This window comes from Amycolatopsis acididurans, from assembly GCF_012328925.1.
In the GTDB taxonomy this organism is placed as follows: Bacteria; Actinomycetota; Actinomycetes; order Mycobacteriales; family Pseudonocardiaceae; genus Amycolatopsis_E; species Amycolatopsis_E acididurans.
Genome location: NZ_JAAXLS010000009.1, coordinates 1 through 17,772 on the forward strand (window position 1 = coordinate 1; position 17,772 = coordinate 17,772).

Genomic DNA, 17,772 nt, shown 5'->3' on the forward strand with positions numbered 1-17,772 from the left:
GGAAACGCTGGACGATGCGGTGGAAACCCGCGCTGAACGCGTTCGAGATCGCCTTCGACGGCCGTCTGGCCGCCGGACGCAAGTAGTTCCCCTTCAACCCGAGTTACACCGCTCGTTTGACAGACCCCGAGCGTGAGCCCGAACTGGGCTTTCAGGGCGTCTGTCGCCTACCTCCGGGTGGGGGCGATCCGCAACTGCTCGTGGACCGGACGATGTTCACCGCCCCCCAACGGGCTTTGCTTTTCCCCGGACGAGGACCGGCCCTACGTCAACGACACCGACCAGGCGAATATCCGGGTCTTCGACGTTCGTCTGGGTGACGGGCCCCGGCGGTGTGTGGGTTTTCGCGCAGCACGGACTGCTCATCGGAAAAGTCCGGATACCGTGTTCGGCGGCATTCGGGCTGAGGATGTCGGGGCAGTGCTGCGGCGTTGAGGGTGAGCACGTGTTCGTGTTCGGCGGGGTGGGGTTGCCGGTGATCGTGTTCGGCGGCACCGTGAGCAGGTCGGAAACAGGCCACGGCCCTCCCGTCGTCTCTTGCCGGAGCGCCGCGGGAGGGCCGTGAAGGTGGTGCGGAGGCACCGGTTGATCACGGTAGAGGCGAACGCGGCCGCCGTCGAGCGGAAGCTCGTGTTGGGCCGGTTGCGCTGCCCGGGCTGCGCTGCGGTGCTGTCGGGCTGGGGACATGGCCGGGACCGGCTGGTGCGGGGACCGGCTGGGCTGGTGCGGTTTCGGCCGCGCCGGTCCCGATGCGCTGGTTGCGGCGTGACACACGTGTTGCTGCCGGTGGCGGCGTTGGCGCGGCGGGCGGATCTGGCCGCGGTGATCGGGGCGGCGCTGGCGGCGAAGGCCGCGGGCGCGGGGCATCGGCGGATCGCGCTGGCGTTGGGGCGGCCGGCGGAGACAGTGCGGGGCTGGCTGCGCCGGTTCGCCGGCCGGTTGGAGGCGGTCCGGGGCGTGTTCACGGTGTGGTTGCGGGCGCTGGACCCGGATCCGGTGATGCCCGACCCCGGCGCTGATGCGTGGGCCGACGCAGTGATCGCGATCACGGCCGCGACCGCGGCGGCAGCACGCCGGTTCGTGCTCGAGGTGTCGCCCTGGGAGGTGGCCGCTGCGGTCTCGGGTGGACGGTTGCTGGCTCCGGGCTGGCCTGGCTAGTGGATCAACACGAGCTCACCCTGCCCAGATGGTGATCATGCGGTGAGTCTTGCTCGGTCCATTGTGGATCCGAGCAGGAGGAGGTTCGCGGCGTGAGCGCCGAGGACGAGCAGAAAACGAGGGCCGAACGCGCCCGGGCGATCGGGTTGTTCCGCTACCAGCTGATCCGCGAGGCCGCGGATCAGCGGCATTCGACGAAGGAACGCGGCCGGATGATCCGCGCGATCGCCGACGCTGAGCACACCGATCCGTTTGGGCGGCGGGTGCGGGTTTCGCGCCAGACTCTGGACCGCTGGATCCGGGACTGGCGGGCCGGCGGGTTCGACGCGCTGGTGCCCAGCCCGCGGCAGCCGAGCATGCGGACGCCGGTGGAGGTGATGGAGCTGGCGGTGGCGTTGCGGCGGGAGAACCCGGACCGGACCGCGGCCGGGATCCGGCGGATCCTGCGCGCGCAGCTGGGCTGGTCCCCGGACGAGCGGACCCTGCAGCGGCACTTCACCCGACTCGGTTTGACCCGCGCGGACACGACCACGGCCACGGTGTTCGGCCGGTTCGAGGCCGACCGGCCGAACGAGCTCTGGACCGGCGACGCCCTGCACGGACCGCACGTCGGCGGCCGCAAAACTTACTTGTTCGCGTTCATTGACGACCACAGCCGGGCGCTGGTCGGCTACCGGTTCGGCTATGCGGAGGACACCGTCCGGCTTGCCGCCGCGCTGCGCCCGGCGCTGGCCTCGCGCGGGGTCCCGGCCGGAATCTATGTCGACAACGGGTCGGCGTTCGTGGATGCCTGGCTGCTGCGGGCCTGCGCGAAACTGGGGATCAAGCTCACTCACTCTACCCCGGGCCGCCCGCAAGGCAGAGGCAAAATCGAGAGAGTATTCCGCACGGTCCGGGACCAGTTCCTCGTCGAGATCACCGGCGAACCCGGCCACCCCGGCCGGCATCAGGTGAGCGATCTGCTGGAGCTGAACCGGTTGTTCGCCGCCTGGGCCGAAACCTCCTATCACCGGACGGTGCACTCCGAGACCGGGCAGCCACCGTTAGCGCGCTGGTCGGCGGGCGGGCCGTTCCCGCTGCCGGCTCCGGCCGCGCTGACCGAGGCGTTTCTCTGGGAGGAACGCCGGACCGTCACCAAGACGGCCACGGTTTCCTTGCACAGCAACACTTATCAGGTCGATCCGGGGCTGGTCGGGCGCAAGGTCGAGCTGCTGTTCGACCCGTTCGACCTCACCACCGTCGAAGTCCGTCTCGACGGTGTTCCCCACGGGACCGCGGTCCCGCACCACCTCGGCCGGCACGCTCACCCCAAGGCCCGTCCGGAAACCCCGCCGGCACCGCCGGTCTCGACCGGGATCAACTACGCCCGCCTCCTCGACACCGCCCACCAGGCCGAGCTCGCCCAGCGCGTCAACTACGCCGCCCTCGCCGGCAACAACGGCAGAAACGGCGGCGACGGCGAGATTCCCGGGCAACTCGACCTGCTCACCGGCGAAGAGACCACGCAGGAGACCGCGCGATGATCGAGAAAATGCAGCACTTCTACGGCTTCACCAGCACCCCCTTCGGCCGCAACCTCGCCCCCGGGATGCTGCACCGCCACACCTCCCACGGCGAAGCCGTCGCCCGGATCGGCTGGTGCGTCGCCGAACGCCGCATCGGCGTGATCACCGGCGAAGTCGGCGCCGGCAAAACCGTCGCGGTCCGCGCCGCCCTGTCCACCTTGGACAACTCCCGATACACAATCATCTATCTGCCCAACCCGACCGTTGGGGTCCGCGGCATCCACCACCAGATCGTCGCCGCCCTCGGCGGGCAACCCCTGGTCCACCACGCCACCCTCGTCCCCCAGACCGCCGACGCGCTGGCCACCGAACAGGACGAACGCGGCCGCACCCCCGTCCTCGTCCTGGACGAGGCCCACCTGCTCGATCAGGCCCAGCTGGAGTCGATCCGCATGCTCACCAACCACGACATGGACTCCACCAGCCCGTTCGCCTGCCTGCTCGTCGGCCAGCCCACCCTGCGGCGACGGATGAAAATGGGCGCGCTGGCCGCGCTCGACCAGCGCATCGGGCTGCGCTACGCCATGCCACCCATGACATCCGAGGAAACCGGCAGCTACCTGCGTCACCACCTCGGCCTCGCCGGACGATCAGACACCCTGTTCTCCGACGACGCCGCCGCGCTGATCCACCAGACCAGCCGCGGCTATCCCCGCGCGGTCAACAACCTCGCACTCCAAGCGCTCGTCGCCGCCTTCGCTGACGACAAGACCATCGTCGACGAATCCTCCGCCCGCATCGCCGTCACCGAAGTCACGGCAGAGTGAGCACCACACCGACACCCTGAACACCACGACCCCGCCCAGCACCAGCCAGGCGGGGTCGATTCATCCCCGGACATGCTCACCGCGAACGCCGCCAACATGCTCATCCCCAATGCCGGACAACAATACCGGAGAAAGTCGCCAACCTGCATTGGGGAGGCCCGGACTGGCGGACTCTCTTCCTGACCGCCTCCACCTCGCTCTACGCCATCGACACCAGAACCGGTCCGCGGACGGAGCCTTTCATGCGGAGGGGCGGCGGATGAGAACGAACCGTCCCGTGACTCCTGGTAGGAGTCCGGGGCGGTTCGGCCGTTCAGGATCTCGGCGATGTCCGGTTGCGCAGGTACACCGCCACCGCCGCCATGTCGTGGTCGCCGAGGCCGTCGTCGATCGCACGCACCGCGGTGTCGAGATTGACCATGGCCTGCGGCATCGGCGCACCGACCTCGTCGGCCAGCGCGGTGATCAGCTTCAGGTCCTTGGCCGCGAGGGTCAGGGCGAGTTGCGTGATCGAGGTGCCGGGGTTGGTGTAGTTGTCCTGGCGGTACTTGACCATCGGCGCGGCGATCGCACTGTCGCAGAACACCTCGTAGGCCTCCGCCCGATCGATGCCGGAGCATTCGGCCAGCACCAGCGATTCGGACACCGCCTGCCCGAGCGCGTAGATCACATTGTTCACAGCGAGTTTCATGATCGCACCGGCACCGGACTCCCCGAGGTGGTAGATGGTGGCGCTCATCGATTCCAGCAGCGGGCGCAGGTCCTCGACGACGTCGGCCGCGCCCCCGACCATGAGGGTGAGCCCGGCTGTCTCCGCGGCTTTCACCGCTCCTGACACCGGGGAGTCGATGGCGGTTCCTCCGGCATTCCCGACGGCCCGGGCCAGCCAGGCGGTGCCCGCGGGCCCTGTGGTGCCCATGTCGAGCGCCACCTTGTGCGGCGACCAGCCGGCCAGCGCACCTTGTGGACCTTCGTAGACGGCGCGCAGGGCCGGCTCGTCGGCGAGCATGGTGACGACGACGTCGGCGCCCGCGGCCGCTTCACGCGGGCTGTCGGCGACCTTGACTCCATCGGTCGCGGCGGCGAAGTCCTCGGCGGTGCTACGGGTGCGGTTGTAGACGACGACGGGGAACCCGGCGTTGGCGATGTTCGCCGCCATCGGGCGGCCCATGCGGCCCAGGCCCAGGAACGCGACCGTCTTCGGGTTGCTCATGATGCCACCGTCTTCCGGGACTCGGCCGCCCACGGATCGACCAGTGTCTTGATCCGGGTGCTGCGCCGCTCGGCCAGCGGCCGGAGGCCCTCCTCGACCAATTTGTCGAGCGAGAGCGCCACCGGTGCGACATCGGTCCATCCGCCCTCGCGAGAGGCCAGCAGTCGCAACGCTTCGGGCAGATCGAGTCCGCAGACGTGGGCGTTGGTGCCGATCAACTCGACCTCGCGAAGCGAAACATCGCGGACATCGATGTCCCGGGAGCCGTGCTGCAAGCCGACCATGACCAGCCGCGCGCCGCGCGGAGCCAGGCTCAACGCCTGTTCGAATCCCGTCGCGCTGCCGGAGACTTCGTAGATGACCGACGGGATGATGTCGTTGGCTGCCAGCACATCCTCGACGCTCCTCCCGCTCCCGGCGTGCACGGTGTGGGCGGCGCCCAGAGCACTTGCGATCCGCAGTCGCCCGGCGTCGAGGTCGGAGACCACGACACTGTCGCAACGGTCGGCAGCCGCATAGGTCAGGAACGCACCGATACCACCGGCGCCGAGGATGACCGCCGATTCGCCGGGCCCCAGGCGACCACGCCGCATGGCGTGCACGGCGATCGACATCGGCTGTGCCAGCGCGGCGGTGTCGGCGGTGATGCCGAGACCGGACGCGTCGACGCACGTCGACGCGGGCACCGCGACGTACTGGGCCAGCGCCCCGTTCCGGTTCAGGCCCAGCGTCGAGTACTGCCGGCACAGATTGGTCATCGCACGTTCACACCAGAAGCATTTGCCGCAGGAGACGCCGGCACCGGACACCACGAGGGCCCCCGGTTCGAATCCTCCGACGCCTGCGCCCCTGTCCTCGACGACGCCGGCCAGTTCGTGACCGGGGATCATCGGGCCGATGTGCCCGGTGACCGCATGGGCTTGCTCGATCGGGAACATGTGCGGGCCCGAGTCGAACTCGTGGGCGTCGGTTCCGCAGATGCCGACCCCGGCCACCTTCAACAGCAGCTCCCCGGGGCCTGCTTTGGCATCCGGTACCTCCTCCACACGGACGTCTCCGCGACCGTAGAACACCGCTGCACGCACGATTGCCTACCTCTCACCACTCGACTGCGATGTACTTGGTTTCCAGGAATTCGTGGATACCCTCGCTGCCGCCCTCGCGGCCGAGCCCACTGTGCTTGACACCGCCGAACGGTGCGGCCGGGTCGGAGATCAGGCCACGGTTGACGCCGACCATGCCGGTGTCCAGCGCTTCGGAGACGCGGAGGGCGCGGGCCAGATCGGCGGTGAACACGTAGGAGGCCAGCCCGAACGGGGTCGCGTTGGCCAGCGCGATGGCTTGCTGTTCGGTCTCGAACTCGACCAACGGTGCGATGGGTCCGAAGATCTCGTGTTCGAGGATCGGGTTGTCCTCGACGATGCCGGTCAGCACGGTCGGCGGGTAAAAGGCGCCCACCCCGCCGCTCGCCTTGCCGCCGGTCATCACGCGAGCGCCCGCTTCCACGCTGCGTGCCACCAGGTCTTCCATCTCGCCGACGGCGCCGTCGTTGATCATCGCGCCGACCTGCACCGACCGGTCCAGACCACAGCCCATGGACAGGCCCGCCATCGCCGAGGACAGCCGCTCGGCGAACTCGTCGTAGACGCCGGCCTGGACGAACAGACGGTTGGCGGCGATACAGGACTGTCCGCCGTTACGCATCTTGGCCACCAACGTGCCCTCGATGGCGGTGTCCAGGTCGGCGTCGTCGAAGACCAGCAGAGGTGCGTTGCCCCCCAGTTCCATCGAGACACTGAGCACGTTCTCCGCCGCGCCGCGCAACAACGTCCGGCCCACCTCGGTGGATCCGGTGAACGACAGCTTGCGGGTGGCGGGATGGTTGAGCATGGCGGCCACCACGGCGCCGGACCGTCGTGCCGGCACGACGTTGACCACGCCGTCGGGCACCCCCGCCTCGGCGAGCAGTCCGGCTATCGCCAGCGCGGTCAGCGGAGTGTCGGATGCGGGTTTGAGCACCACCGGGCAGCCCGCGGCCAGGGCGGGCGCGATCTTGCGCGTGGCCATGGCCGCAGGGAAATTCCACGGCGTGACCAGCACGGCCGTGCCGATCGGCTGATGGACCACCAGAATCCGCTTGTCGCCGTTGGGTGCGGTCCGCACGTGCCCGTCGACGCGCGGAGTTTCCTCGGCATACCAACGGAAGAACTCCGCGGCATAGGCCACCTCGCTCACGGCATCCGCCCAGGACTTGCCGTTCTCCCGGACGATCAGCCCAGCCAGCTCGTCACTACGTTCCATCATCGCCTCGAACGCACGCAACAGGACGGACGCGCGGAGGCGGGGGGGCAGTGGCCGCCCAGGCCGGGCCTGCGGCCGCCGCCGCATCGACAGCGGCGGCGGCGTCGTCCGGCGATCCGCTGGCCACAGTGGCGATCACCGCACCGTCGGAGGGATCGAGGACCTCGAACACGCTGCCGTCGCTGGCGTCACGCCAGGCGCCGGCGATGAACAGCTGATCGGCAAGGTCGGTGCGGACAGAGGGATGGGGCATGCGGATTCCGTTCGGTCGAACTGGAGGCACCCACGGCCTCCCTGCGCTGTCGGGGACCGGGGATCGGAAAATTGCAATCGATTGCTCCCAGCTTATGGCGATCTCCGGAACCCCGTCAAGGAGCATCCGGGGCGCAGCCACACCGGATGCCCTACCTTCTGCGCAAACAGTTGCAGGCCGCGTAGAGTGGCCGGAGGCCACGCGACAAGGTGGCCCACCGTGCCGAGGGGAGGCGCATGTCGGACGTCACACTCAAGGACGTCGCCGTTCGGGCCGGCGTTCACGTCGCCACCGCGTCGAGGGCCCTCGACCCCCAACGCCGCCATCTGGTGAATAGCGAGACCCGCCAACGGGTGGAGACCGCGGCCGGCGAACTGGGCTACCGGATCAACGTTCTCGCGCGCAGCTTGCGCAAGGGAAGCACAGGCATGATCGGGGCGGTCGTGGCCGATCTCGGCAACCCGTTCCTGCCGCCGATGCTGCGCGGCCTGGAGGAAGTACTCGGCCCGCGCGGCTACATGACGGCCGTATCCGAGACACACGAGGATCCCGAGACGTTCCGCCGGGTCTGTGAGCAACTCATCGCACGCCGAGTCGACGGCATCGTCGTCAGCGCCGCTCATGTCGGCGACAGCGATTTCATATCCACTTTGGAAAAGTCATTGCCGGTGGTCCTGGCCGTGCGGAGGGTCAGCGGCGGCGGCCATCACACGGTCACTCACGACGACGTCCTTGGTGCGCGGCTGGTCACGGAATATCTCGCAGGCCTGGGCCATCGGCGGCTGGCACAGCTCCGCGGCCCCGAGGACGTGTCGTCGTTCGCGGGACGCGCACGCGGTTTCCAGGAAGTGGTCGCGGAACACGACTGCACCGAGATCGTCGCCCACGACCGGGCAGGCGCACCGACCACCGATGAGGGCAAGCGACTGGCAGCGGCACTGCTGACAGCCGACGTGGGCCGGCCGACCGCGATCTTCGCGCACAACGACCTCATGGCCATCGGGGCGCTGGAAGCACTCGGCGAAGCCGGCCTGCGCTGCCCCGAGGACGTGTCAATCGTCGGCTACAACGACGCACCCCTGACCGCGCATGTGACGCCACCGCTGACCACTGTGCGCCTTCCCAGCAACGCGCTGGGAAGGCGGGTCGCGGCAATGATGCTCGGTCAGCTCGACCAGCACAAGGAACCGCCCACCACCGTTGCGCTGGAACCGGAACTGGTGATCCGCGCATCGGCCGCCGCCCCCGCCCGCGACAGGGCCGCCGGATAAGCACCCGAGCCGTCCTCCCACGAACCCGAGGCGTCACGCACGTTCGAGTCTCATTGCAATCGTTTGCATGCTTTTGCTAGCGTCTACTCGTCCCGCTCTGACGTCACTGGAGAGACAGCTGCCCATGGTCCAACAACTTCCCGCTCCCGGCCGGATGGGCGTCGATTACGAGACGCGCGTCGACTTCGCGCGATTGCGCGACTACCGGCTCAAGCGTGCGCGGGCCGCACTGGAATCGAGCGAGTGCGGCGCGTTCCTGCTCTTCGACTTCTACAACATCCGTTACACGACTCAGTCCTGGGTCGGCGGCGCGCTCGGCGACAAGATGATCCGCTATGCGTTGCTCACCCGCGATGGAGAGCCACATTTATGGGACTTCGGCTCGGCGGTGAAGCACCATCAGCTGTACGCGCCCTGGCTGCGGCAGGAGAACAACCATCCCGGCTTCCTTGGCTTCCGCGGCGCCGTCTCCCCTCGTGCCGGTCTCATGGCCGACGCCGTGAGGCAGATCAAGGGCATTCTCGTGGACCTCGGCCTGCAGAACTCACCTGTCGGCGTCGACATCGTCGAACCGCCGTTCCTGTTCGAGATGCGCCGGCAAGGTCTCGATGTCGTCGACGCACAGCAACACATGCTCGACGCGCGCGAGATCAAGAGCATCGACGAGATCATGCTGCTCAACCAGGCAGCGGCCATGGTGGACGGTGTCTATCAGGACATCGTGGAAGCGTTGAAGCCCGGGGTCCGGGAGAACGAGATCGTCGCACTGGCGGCCAAGAAGCTCTACGGCTACGGATCCGATCAGGTCGAAGCGGTCAATGCGATCTCGGGTGAGCGCTGCAATCCTCATCCGCACAACTTCACCGACCGCATCATCCGGCCGGGCGATCAGGCATTCTTCGACATCATCCATTCCTTCAACGGATATCGCACCTGCTACTACCGCACCTTCAGCGTCGGCCAGGCCACCGATCCGCAGCGTACCGCCTATGGGCGGGCGCGCGAGTGGATGGACAACGCGATCGCCGCGATCCGGCCGGGGGTGGGCTCCGACGAGATCGCCTCGCTGTTCCCGACCGCCGAGTCGCTAGGTTTCGACGACGAGCTCTCCGCCTTCGGACTGCAATTCTGTCACGGCCTCGGCCTCGGCCTGCATGAACGGCCGATCATCTCGCGCCTCAACAGCTATCGCGATCCCGTCGAGATCAAGACCGGCATGGTCTTCGCAGTCGAGACGTACTGCCCCGCGACCGACGGGTACTCCGCCGCGCGCATCGAAGAAGAGGTGGTCGTCACCGACGAGGGCCCGGTGGTGATCACCAAGTATCCCGCCGAGGATCTCGTTGTCGCCAATCCCTACTGACGCCACCACCCGTCCGGCGCGGCGTCACCGCGTCGGACGGGTGGGCGTGGCCCGGGAAGGGCGTCACTTCGGGAGTTCCGCTCCGGCGGTCTCGCGCATGCCGAGCAACAGCGTCGCGGCGCCGACCACGCCACAGATGGCCGGCCACAGGGCGATCGGGGTGATGCTCCCGAGGTGGCTCACCAGGTCGGCGGCGACGGTGGGTCCGAAACCAACGGCGATCAGGCCGAGGTTGATGCCCAGCGCCGCGCCAGTGTAACGGACGGCTCGGGGCATCAGTTCGACCGTCACGAGGAAGGCAGCGGCGATGGTGGTGCCGTTGACGAGGTAGTACACGAGGAAGACGAGGCCGATCACGACCAGGCTCCGCGCGTTCTCGAACGACCAGAACAAGGGATACGCCAGCACCACCAGACCGCAGTACCCGGCCAGCATCACTCGTTTGCGGCCGAACCGGTCGGAGAGCGAGCCGATGAAGGGAAACAGCAACAACGCCAGAAAAATCACCACGGCCATCATCCAGTAGAACGAGTTCGCGTTGATGCCACGAGTTTTGATGAAGAAGGTCGGGAAATAGGTGAGCACCAGGGTCGAGGTGCCGAACGTCGCGAAGGTCAGCAACGCCGCCTGCAGGACCCGCACCGGATGCTGGGACACGACCTGCTTGAGCGGGCTCTTCGCGACCTGCCGCGACGCCATTTCGAGGAATTCGGGGGAATCTTCGAGCTTCAACCGGAAGAAGGCGCACACGAGCGTGATCGGCGCCACCACCAGGAATGGAATCCGCCAACCCCACGACTGCATCTGCGCCGACGACAGGGTCATCGTGACGACGCCGACGACGATCGCGGCAACCGCGTAACCACCCGTCGTTCCCATGGGAGTGAGGGACGTATAGAGGCCTCGCCTGCCCGGCGGCGCGGACTCCGCAGCGTACGACGCGGCACCGGCCGCCTCACCACCGGCACAAAACCCCTGTACGATACGCAACGCGAGTAACGCGATCGGTGCAAGGATTCCGATAGTGGCATAGCTGGGCAAAAGCCCGATGGCGGTGGTGCAGACCCCCATGGCGACAACCGTCACGACGAGCGCCTTGCTCCGTCCGCGCCGGTCTCCCATCCGTCCGAAGAACCAGCCCCCGATCGGGCGGACGACGTAGCCGATCGTGAACGCACCCATCGTGGCCAGCACCCCGACCGCCGGCCGGTCATTGGGGAAGAAATGCCCAGCGATGTAGACCGCCACGAAGCCGTAGATGGCGAAGTCGAAGTACTCGATGAGCGAACCGAGCCCACCGGCGACCGCTGCGCGCAGAGGATTGACCGACGGTGTGCGCGCGGTCGTGGGGGTGACCGCTTCGCTGCGGCCGGTTCTGAGGTTCATCGTCGGGTCCTTTCGGCGATGCTTGTCGTTGTCGGAAACCGGGTGATGGTGTCGACGAGCAGGCGTCATTCGCATCGGCGGCGCACGGTCGGCGCCGATGCCCGTGGATTTCGCAGCTGGACGTCGTTGTGGTGCAGATCGCTGTCTAGCACTGTAGCTAGTGAAACAATCGTTTGCAATGATGGATGAGCAGCTAATTTTCGCGATAAGCAGGGCGTTCGCGGGCGACCCTGCCGGACTCTATTTGCAGTGGTTTGCAGTCGAACGCGCTCGCAGCGCGGATCCACTCGCGGACCGGCTCAGAGGTTGATCATGTGGCCGGACAAGCCCTGAATTGCCTCCTGCAGCGCCTCCGACAGTGTCGGATGGGTGTGCACGTTGCCGGCGAGTTCGTGCACGGTGAGGTCCCATTTGTGAGCCAGCGTCAGCTCGGGCAGCAATTCGGCGGCGTCGGGGCCGATGAGGTGCCCGCCGAGCAGTTCCCCATACGTGGTGTCACAGAGGAGCTTGACGAAGCCGGTGGGCTCCCCCAGTCCGTGTGCCTTGCCGTTGGCTGTGAAGGGGAAAGTCGCGACCTTCACCGCGTAGCCCTCGTCGCGGGCCTGCTGCTCGGTCAGGCCGAAGCTGGCGACCTGCGGCTGGCAGAAGGTGGCGCGCGGCATGAACCGGTAGTCCCGGATGGGGGTGGGGCCGGCTCCGGCGATGGCTTCAGCGGCCACGAGACCTTGAGCCTCGGCGACGTGGGCCAGTTGAAGTTTTGCGGTAACGTCGCCGATGGCATAGATGTGGTCCACAGTGGTCTGCATGGTGGCCGAGATCGCGATGGCGCCTCGGTCGGTGAGCGCGACGCCGGTGTTCTCCAGGCCGTAACCGCGCACGCGCGGGGCGAATCCGACGGCCTGCAGCACCCTGTCGACGGTGACCGTCGCGGTCGCGCCGGTGGTGGTGTCCTCAATCGACACCGCGACCTCGGCACCGTTGTCGTCGATGGACCGCACGAGGGTGGAGGGCCGGATGGTGACACCGAGCTTGTTGTAGGCCCTGGTGATTTCCTTGGAGACCTCGAAGTCCTCGTTGGGTAACACGCGGTCGAGAGCCTCCACGATGTGCACGTCGACGCCATAGTTGGCCATGACGTAGCCGAACTCCACGCCGATAGGGCCGGCACCGACGATGAGCACCGATCCCGGCAGGTCGCGGCTCATGATCTGTTCCTCGTAAGTGACGACGTTGGCCGAACGCGAGGTCCCGGACAGCAGTTTGGTCTCGGCGCCGGTGGCGATGATCGCGTGGTCGAAGGTGACGGTCCGCGTGCCGCCGCCGGGGCCTGCCACCGACAGGGTGTGCGCATCGATGAACGTGCCCCGGCCGTCGATTTCGGTGACCGCGTTCTTCCTCATCAGGTAGTGCACGCCTTTGACGCGTCCGTCGGCGACGTCGCGGCTGCGGTCGAATGCCGCGCCGTAATCGAAGCCGGGTTGGCCGGTGATACCGAACAGCTGGGCCTTCGTGGTCACGGTGTGGGCGAGTTCGGCGTTGCGCAGCAACGCTTTCGAAGGGATGCATCCGACATTGAGGCACACGCCGCCCCAGTACTTCTGCTCGGTGATCGCCGTGCGGAGTCCGAGCTGGGCGCAGCGGATCGCAGCCACGTAGCCGCCGGGCCCGGCACCGAGAACGACGACATCGAAGTTGTCAGCCATGACCTGGTTACGACCTCACATCAGGATCTGCAGCGGGGCGTGCAGAACGTCGAGGAATGCCTTCATCCATTCGGCGGCGACGGCTCCGTCGATGGGGCGGTGATCCACCGACAGGGTCACCCGAAGCATCGAGCCCACCGCCAGCTCCCCGTCGATCACCACCGGTTCGGACCGGGCCGCACCGACAGCCAGGATCGCCGACTGCGGTGGGTTGATGATCGCGGAGAATTCCTCGGTGTCGTACATGCCGAGATTGGAGATGCTCAGCGAGCCGCCCTCGAGCTCCTCCTGGTTGAGCTTGCCGTGGCGGGCACGTTCGGCCAGATCCCGCGTGTCGGCGGCGATCGCGGCTATTCCGCGACGGTCGACGTCACGCACCACCGGGGTCATCAGACCGCGACTGGACGCGACCGCGACCGCGATGTCGACGTCGTCGAAGGAGCGGACCGCGTCGTCGAGCCAGATCACGTTCATCGCGGGCACCAGCGTGTGCGCTCGCGCAGCGGCCTTGACGATCAGATCGTTGACCGAGATCTTGACCTCGCCCGCTTCGTTCAGTTGCGTGCGCAGCGCCAGCAGTGCGTCGACGCGGGCGCTGCCTCGCACGTAGAAGTGAGGAGCGGTCTGCTTGCTGGAGGTCAGCCGGGAGGCGATGGCCCTGCGCATCCGCGAGTGCGGGGTGTCGGTGGCCCCGGCCGGCGGGGTCAACATCGGAGCCGTGGCGGGTGGGGGTGCGGCCGGCGCCGCGTCCGGCGGTGTTCCGGCGGCCAGTCTCTCGGCGATGTCGCGTCTGACGATGCGGCCGTTGGGTCCGGTTCCGGCGATCCCGTTCAGATCGAGATCGGCCTCCCGGGCGAGGCGGCGCACCAGCGGAGTGGCGAACAGACGCCGGCCGTCGGCGCCGCGATCGTGTTGTTTCCCGGCTGGTTCCGCGGCACCGACACCGAGATCGCGCAGTGCCTGGTCGAGGTTGGCCACCGTTTCGCCGGGACGACCGGTCAGTGCAATCGGTGCGCCCACCTCCACGGTGGTGCCCGGGGCGACGAGGTACTTGAGGATGACGCCGGCGGCTTCGGCTTCGATGTCGACGTTCGCCTTGTCGGTCTCGACGGTGGCGATGGCCTCGGCCGCGGCGAACTCGGCGTTCTCCGCGACCTGCCAGCCGGCCAGGATCGCGTCGGTGCTGTCGGCCGCGACACCGGGCATTCTCAGTAGTGCGGGCATCGGTCAGGCCTCCGTGACTTCGGCGAGTTTGGCGGCGATCTCGTCGGTCTGCGCGATGGCGGCGCGTTCGAGGACCTTGCTGATGCTGGGTGCGGCTTCCCCACCCGTGACCCTCTCGACGGGGTGATCGAGCCAGTCGAACAGGCGACGCTGGATTTCGTCGGCCAGCCAGCCGCCGTAGGAGGTGCCCGCGGCGCCTTGTTCGGCGATGACGACGCGGTTGGTTTTGCGCACACTGGTCTCGATGGTGTCCCAGTCCAGCGACGCGCGGTCCAGCCAGCGCAGGTCGATCAGGTCGGCATCGTAGCCACCCTCGGTGATCGCCTCCAGACAGAAGCCCGTCATCGCCAGATACGAGATCACCGTGACCGCCGCGCCGCTGTGCCGCAGCGCGGCCTTGCCGACCGGCAGGTGATAGTCGAAATCCTCGGCGGGGGCTTCGCTCTTGCGGTTGTACAGATCGACGTGCTCGAGGACCACGACGGGGTCTTTACAGGTCAGTGCCGTGTTCATCAGGCCGACGTAGTCGAAGGACGTCGACGGTGCCACGATGCGCCAGCCCGGTTGGGTGGCGAACACCCCGGCAGGATCCATCGAGTGCTGGGAGCCGTACCCGGTGCCCATGGCGACCTTGGTGCGCAGCACCAACGGCACGTCGTTGTCGCCGCCGAACATGTGCCGGGCCTTGCCGACCTGATTGAAGAGCTGGTCGGCGGCCACCCACATGAAGTCGGCGTACATGAACTCGACGATCGGCTTGTAGCGGCCGTCCAGAGCCATCCCGCCGCCCAGACCGGTGAAGGCGTTCTCACTGATCGGTGTGCCCAGAGTACGGCCGGGAAAGCGTTCGGACAGTCCACGGGTGGCGCCATTGGTGCCGCCGTTGAGCCGGTGGATGTCCTCGCCCATGACGACGACCGACGGGTCGGTCTCCATGCGCCGGTTCAGCACGGCCGCGATCGATTCGACGAACTTGGACTCCGTCGTCGCGCCGGTGAAGGTGTCCCGGTCGACGAAGGCGAGGTCGCCGAACTCCGAGAGGTCTCCGCGCACGCCGACGTCGGCGAAGTCCGGGTCGGGCCATTCCCCGGGTTTGATCCGCCGCTTGCCTGGTTTGCCACCGGGTACCGGTTCGAGGAGCATGTCCCCCAGCTCGGCCATCGTCGTCTTGACCCGGCCGATGGCCTTCTCGACGACGCCTGCGTCGAGGATCTTGCGGCGTTCCAGATGGCCGGACAGCTGCCCGATCGGATCGCGGTCGCGGTAGGCCTTTTCCTCGTCTTTGCCGCGGTAGCCGAAGGCGCTCCCGGGAAACGCACCGTTCTGGTGGAAGTAGCGGTAGACGTCGGCTTCGACGATGGCCGGGCCGTTACCCGCGCGCATGTACGCACAGGCTTCCCGCATCGCCAGATGGGTGGCCAGCACGTCCATCCCGTCGACCTTCCAGCTGGCGATGTTGAAACCGAGGCCCCGCGCGGACAGCCGTGGTTCGCCGGTGGACTCCTCGACATTGGTCGACACCGCGTACCGGTTGTTCTCGATGAAGAAGCACAGCGGCAGCTTCCACGCCGACGCCAGGTTCATCGTCTCCAGCGTGGAGCCGATGTTGATCGCCCCGTCCCCGAAGTAGGTGACCGCCACCGCGTCGCTGCCGCTGTGGCGGTTCGCCCACGCATACCCCGCGGCCAACGGCACTCCACCGCCGACGATCGCGTTGGTGCCGATCGCACCGGCCTCACGCCACTGCAGGTGCATCGATCCGCCGCGGCCGCGGCAGAACCCGCGGGACAGCCCGCAGATCTCGGCCAGGCTGCGCAGAAGGACCGTGCGGATCTCGCCGGAGAACTCCTCGCCGGGGTCGATACCCGTGGGCGCGACGTGGTGCAGCGCCTTGGCCAGGAACTGGTGGTGGCCACGATGGGATCCATTGACCGAGTCGGCGCTGCGCAGCGCGAGCACCGAACCGACCGCGCCGCCCTCCTGGCCGATCGACGAGTGCGCCGGCCCGTGAATGAGTCCCTGCCCGGCCAACTCGAGGACGTATTCCTCGAACCCCCGGATCAGGATCAACTGGCTGAGCATGTTCTTCAGCAGCTCGGGATCGGCGGCGTCCCAGTCCTCAGGCGTCGAGGCGACCTCCACCCATGGGGAGGCCGGCTGCAGCGGTCTGTGCGTACTCACGTGTGTTTCTCCCAAGCTTCCGGCTGAGGCAGCGGTGGCACCATAACCCGCTTAATGGATCCATTTCAAGACTGTTTCCGGTCACTTACAGGAACTATCGTCTCTTTTGAGACATAAATGGCGCCATTTTGCTAGGAGCAACCATGGTTAGTCCGACATCCCCGACGACGCGTGGCCTGCCGGGACTCCGCCGTTTCGACCACGTCGGCATCACTGTGCCCGACCTCGCCGAAGCGACCACGTTCCTCGTCGACGTGCTGGGCTGCGAGTACCTGTACGCGCTGGGCCCGCTGCAGGACGACGAAGGCACCTGGATGAGCGAGCACCTCAACGTCCACCCTCGCGCCGTCGTCCCTGCACTGCACTTCTTCCGCTGCGGTGACGCCGCCGTGCTCGAGGTCTTCGAGTACCAATCGCCCGACCAGAACAGCACTCCGCCCCGCAACAGCGACATCGGTGGCCACCACATCGCGCTGTATGTCGACGACCTCGACGCGGCCGTCGAGCATCTGCGCGCCCACCAGGTCACCGTCCTGGGCGAGCCCACGGCGAGCACAGGCCCGCACGAGGGCCAGCGGTGGGTGTACTTCCTTGCGCCCTGGGGTATGCAGTTCGAGTTGGTGTCGTACCCCCAGGGCAGGGCCTTCTTTCGGCCATACTGAGGGCCATGAGCTCAGCCTCCGCCAACTCGCACGCAGCCCCGGCCGGCGCGGCAAGTGAGCGTGTCGCCGACTACCTGCGCGGCGCCATCCTCTCCGGCGCGATCGGTCCTGGGGAGCGGATCCGTCAGGAAGAGATCGCTGATCGATTCGGGATCAGCAGGCTGCCGGTACGCGAGGCGCTGCGGATGCTCGACGCCGAAGGCCTGACCGAAACCGAAACCAACAAAGGCTCCAGGGTGCCGTTTCTCGACGCCCGCGAAGTCGACGTGGTCTACCGGATGCGCGAATCGCTGGAAGCCCTGGCGCTGGCCGAGAGCGTCCCCGCGCTCGACGCCGACGCGGTGGCGCGGCTCGCGGGCATCCAGGCGCAGATCGAGGACAACGCCGGCGCCGACGGAGATATCCAACGCTTCCTCGAACTCGACCGCGATTTCCACCTCGGCAGCTACACCGCATGCACCGTCGAACCGCTGGCATCGATGGTGGTGCGGCTGTGGAACACCTCGCAGCACTATCGGCGCGCCTTCGTCGAACTGTCCGGGGCCGAACGCATGTGGATCGTCAACGCCGAACACCGCCTGATCCTGGACGCCATCGAACGCCGCGACACCGACGGCGCGGTCAACACGTTGCGCGGCCACATCCGCCGTACACGCATCGACCTGGCCACCCACCCCGACATCTTCCGGCCCGCGCGCTGAGCACGCTATGACGCGCAGCCGGGT

14 protein-coding genes and 1 pseudogene are annotated in these 17,772 nt (G+C 67.5%); 8 read left to right on the forward strand and 7 right to left on the reverse strand.

The genetic code is table 11. The features are described from left to right. Window positions 1–177: 177 nt before the first annotated feature. The 4 genes from HFP15_RS44145 (at window position 178) to HFP15_RS15525 (ending at window position 3,490) form a co-directional block, all read left to right on the forward strand. Window positions 178–435 (forward strand): SMP-30/gluconolactonase/LRE family protein, encoded by a 258-nt coding sequence (locus HFP15_RS44145; RefSeq protein WP_376768874.1) that lies wholly within the window; start codon window positions 178–180, stop codon window positions 433–435. A gap of 330 nt (window positions 436–765) precedes the next feature. Further along, window positions 766–1,158: a hypothetical protein gene (locus tag HFP15_RS15515; protein ID WP_210717321.1), complete on the forward strand. Its 393-nt coding sequence runs from the start codon at window positions 766–768 to the stop codon at window positions 1,156–1,158. Window positions 1,159–1,250: 92 nt separating this feature from the next. Next, window positions 1,251–2,681, forward strand: coding sequence for a DDE-type integrase/transposase/recombinase (locus HFP15_RS15520; RefSeq protein ID WP_168516081.1), 1,431 nt, complete (start codon window positions 1,251–1,253; stop codon window positions 2,679–2,681). Continuing rightward, window positions 2,678–3,490: an ExeA family protein gene (locus HFP15_RS15525; protein WP_168516083.1), complete on the forward strand. Its 813-nt coding sequence runs from the start codon at window positions 2,678–2,680 to the stop codon at window positions 3,488–3,490. Before HFP15_RS15520 ends, HFP15_RS15525 begins: the two co-directional genes overlap by 4 nt. 313 nt (window positions 3,491–3,803) lie before the next feature. Here the strand turns inward: HFP15_RS15525 and HFP15_RS15530 are convergent, their stop codons facing one another. From HFP15_RS15530 to HFP15_RS15540, 3 genes and pseudogenes are all read right to left on the reverse strand, one after another. Further along, entirely contained in the window at window positions 3,804–4,703 is a 900-nt protein-coding gene (locus HFP15_RS15530; RefSeq protein ID WP_168516084.1) for an NAD(P)-dependent oxidoreductase, read from the reverse strand. Continuing rightward, window positions 4,700–5,788, reverse strand: coding sequence for a zinc-dependent alcohol dehydrogenase (locus tag HFP15_RS15535; protein WP_168516086.1), 1,089 nt, complete (start codon window positions 5,786–5,788; stop codon window positions 4,700–4,702). Before HFP15_RS15535 ends, HFP15_RS15530 begins: the two co-directional genes overlap by 4 nt. Before the next feature lie 13 nt (window positions 5,789–5,801). Then, window positions 5,802–7,257: pseudogene (locus tag HFP15_RS15540) on the reverse strand (NAD-dependent succinate-semialdehyde dehydrogenase). A gap of 209 nt (window positions 7,258–7,466) precedes the next feature. Here HFP15_RS15540 and HFP15_RS15545 point away from each other — a divergent pair. After that, a complete protein-coding gene (locus HFP15_RS15545) occupies window positions 7,467–8,528 on the forward strand; it encodes a LacI family DNA-binding transcriptional regulator (RefSeq protein ID WP_168516088.1) in 1,062 nt (353 codons plus the stop codon). Window positions 8,529–8,652: 124 nt separating this feature from the next. Next, on the forward strand, window positions 8,653–9,891 hold the full coding sequence (locus HFP15_RS15550; RefSeq protein ID WP_168516090.1) for a M24 family metallopeptidase: 1,239 nt from the start codon (window positions 8,653–8,655) through the stop codon (window positions 9,889–9,891). Between the two features lie 63 nt (window positions 9,892–9,954). Here the strand turns inward: HFP15_RS15550 and HFP15_RS15555 are convergent, their stop codons facing one another. The 4 genes from HFP15_RS15555 to HFP15_RS15570 form a co-directional block, all read right to left on the reverse strand. Then, window positions 9,955–11,277 (reverse strand): MFS transporter, encoded by a 1,323-nt coding sequence (locus HFP15_RS15555; protein WP_168516092.1) that lies wholly within the window; start codon window positions 11,275–11,277, stop codon window positions 9,955–9,957. A 299-nt stretch (window positions 11,278–11,576) separates the two neighbouring features. After that, window positions 11,577–12,980, reverse strand: a complete 1,404-nt coding sequence (gene lpdA, locus HFP15_RS15560; RefSeq protein ID WP_168516094.1) for a dihydrolipoyl dehydrogenase — start codon at window positions 12,978–12,980, stop codon at window positions 11,577–11,579. Between the two features lie 15 nt (window positions 12,981–12,995). Next, on the reverse strand, window positions 12,996–14,204 hold the full coding sequence (locus tag HFP15_RS15565) for a 2-oxo acid dehydrogenase subunit E2 (protein ID WP_168516096.1): 1,209 nt from the start codon (window positions 14,202–14,204) through the stop codon (window positions 12,996–12,998). Between the two features lie 3 nt (window positions 14,205–14,207). Further along, complete coding sequence (locus tag HFP15_RS15570; protein ID WP_168516098.1) at window positions 14,208–16,385, reverse strand: alpha-ketoacid dehydrogenase subunit alpha/beta; 2,178 nt, start codon at window positions 16,383–16,385, stop codon at window positions 14,208–14,210. 143 nt (window positions 16,386–16,528) lie between these two features. On the opposite strand from HFP15_RS15570, the gene HFP15_RS15575 reads away from it, so the two are divergent. Together HFP15_RS15575 and HFP15_RS15580 are read left to right on the forward strand one after the other, a co-directional pair. Next, window positions 16,529–17,047: a VOC family protein gene (locus HFP15_RS15575; RefSeq protein ID WP_168516100.1), complete on the forward strand. Its 519-nt coding sequence runs from the start codon at window positions 16,529–16,531 to the stop codon at window positions 17,045–17,047. Between the two features lie 5 nt (window positions 17,048–17,052). After that, window positions 17,053–17,748: a GntR family transcriptional regulator gene (locus HFP15_RS15580; RefSeq protein ID WP_168516102.1), complete on the forward strand. Its 696-nt coding sequence runs from the start codon at window positions 17,053–17,055 to the stop codon at window positions 17,746–17,748. Window positions 17,749–17,772 lie beyond the last annotated feature (24 nt).

Excerpts from the sequence above, each read along its gene's own strand:
- HFP15_RS15525 (WP_168516083.1), top strand. The coding sequence starts at position 2,678 with ATGATCGAGAAAATGCAGCACTTCTACGGCTTCACCAGCACCCCCTTC.
- HFP15_RS15530 (WP_168516084.1), bottom strand. The coding sequence starts at position 4,703 with ATGAGCAACCCGAAGACGGTCGCGTTCCTGGGCCTGGGCCGCATGGGC.
- HFP15_RS15550 (WP_168516090.1), top strand. The coding sequence starts at position 8,653 with ATGGTCCAACAACTTCCCGCTCCCGGCCGGATGGGCGTCGATTACGAG.
- HFP15_RS15555 (WP_168516092.1), bottom strand. The coding sequence starts at position 11,277 with ATGAACCTCAGAACCGGCCGCAGCGAAGCGGTCACCCCCACGACCGCG.
- lpdA (WP_168516094.1), bottom strand. The coding sequence starts at position 12,980 with ATGGCTGACAACTTCGATGTCGTCGTTCTCGGTGCCGGGCCCGGCGGC.
- HFP15_RS15565 (WP_168516096.1), bottom strand. The coding sequence starts at position 14,204 with ATGCCCGCACTACTGAGAATGCCCGGTGTCGCGGCCGACAGCACCGAC.
- HFP15_RS15575 (WP_168516100.1), top strand. The coding sequence starts at position 16,529 with ATGGTTAGTCCGACATCCCCGACGACGCGTGGCCTGCCGGGACTCCGC.
- HFP15_RS15580 (WP_168516102.1), top strand. The coding sequence starts at position 17,053 with ATGAGCTCAGCCTCCGCCAACTCGCACGCAGCCCCGGCCGGCGCGGCA.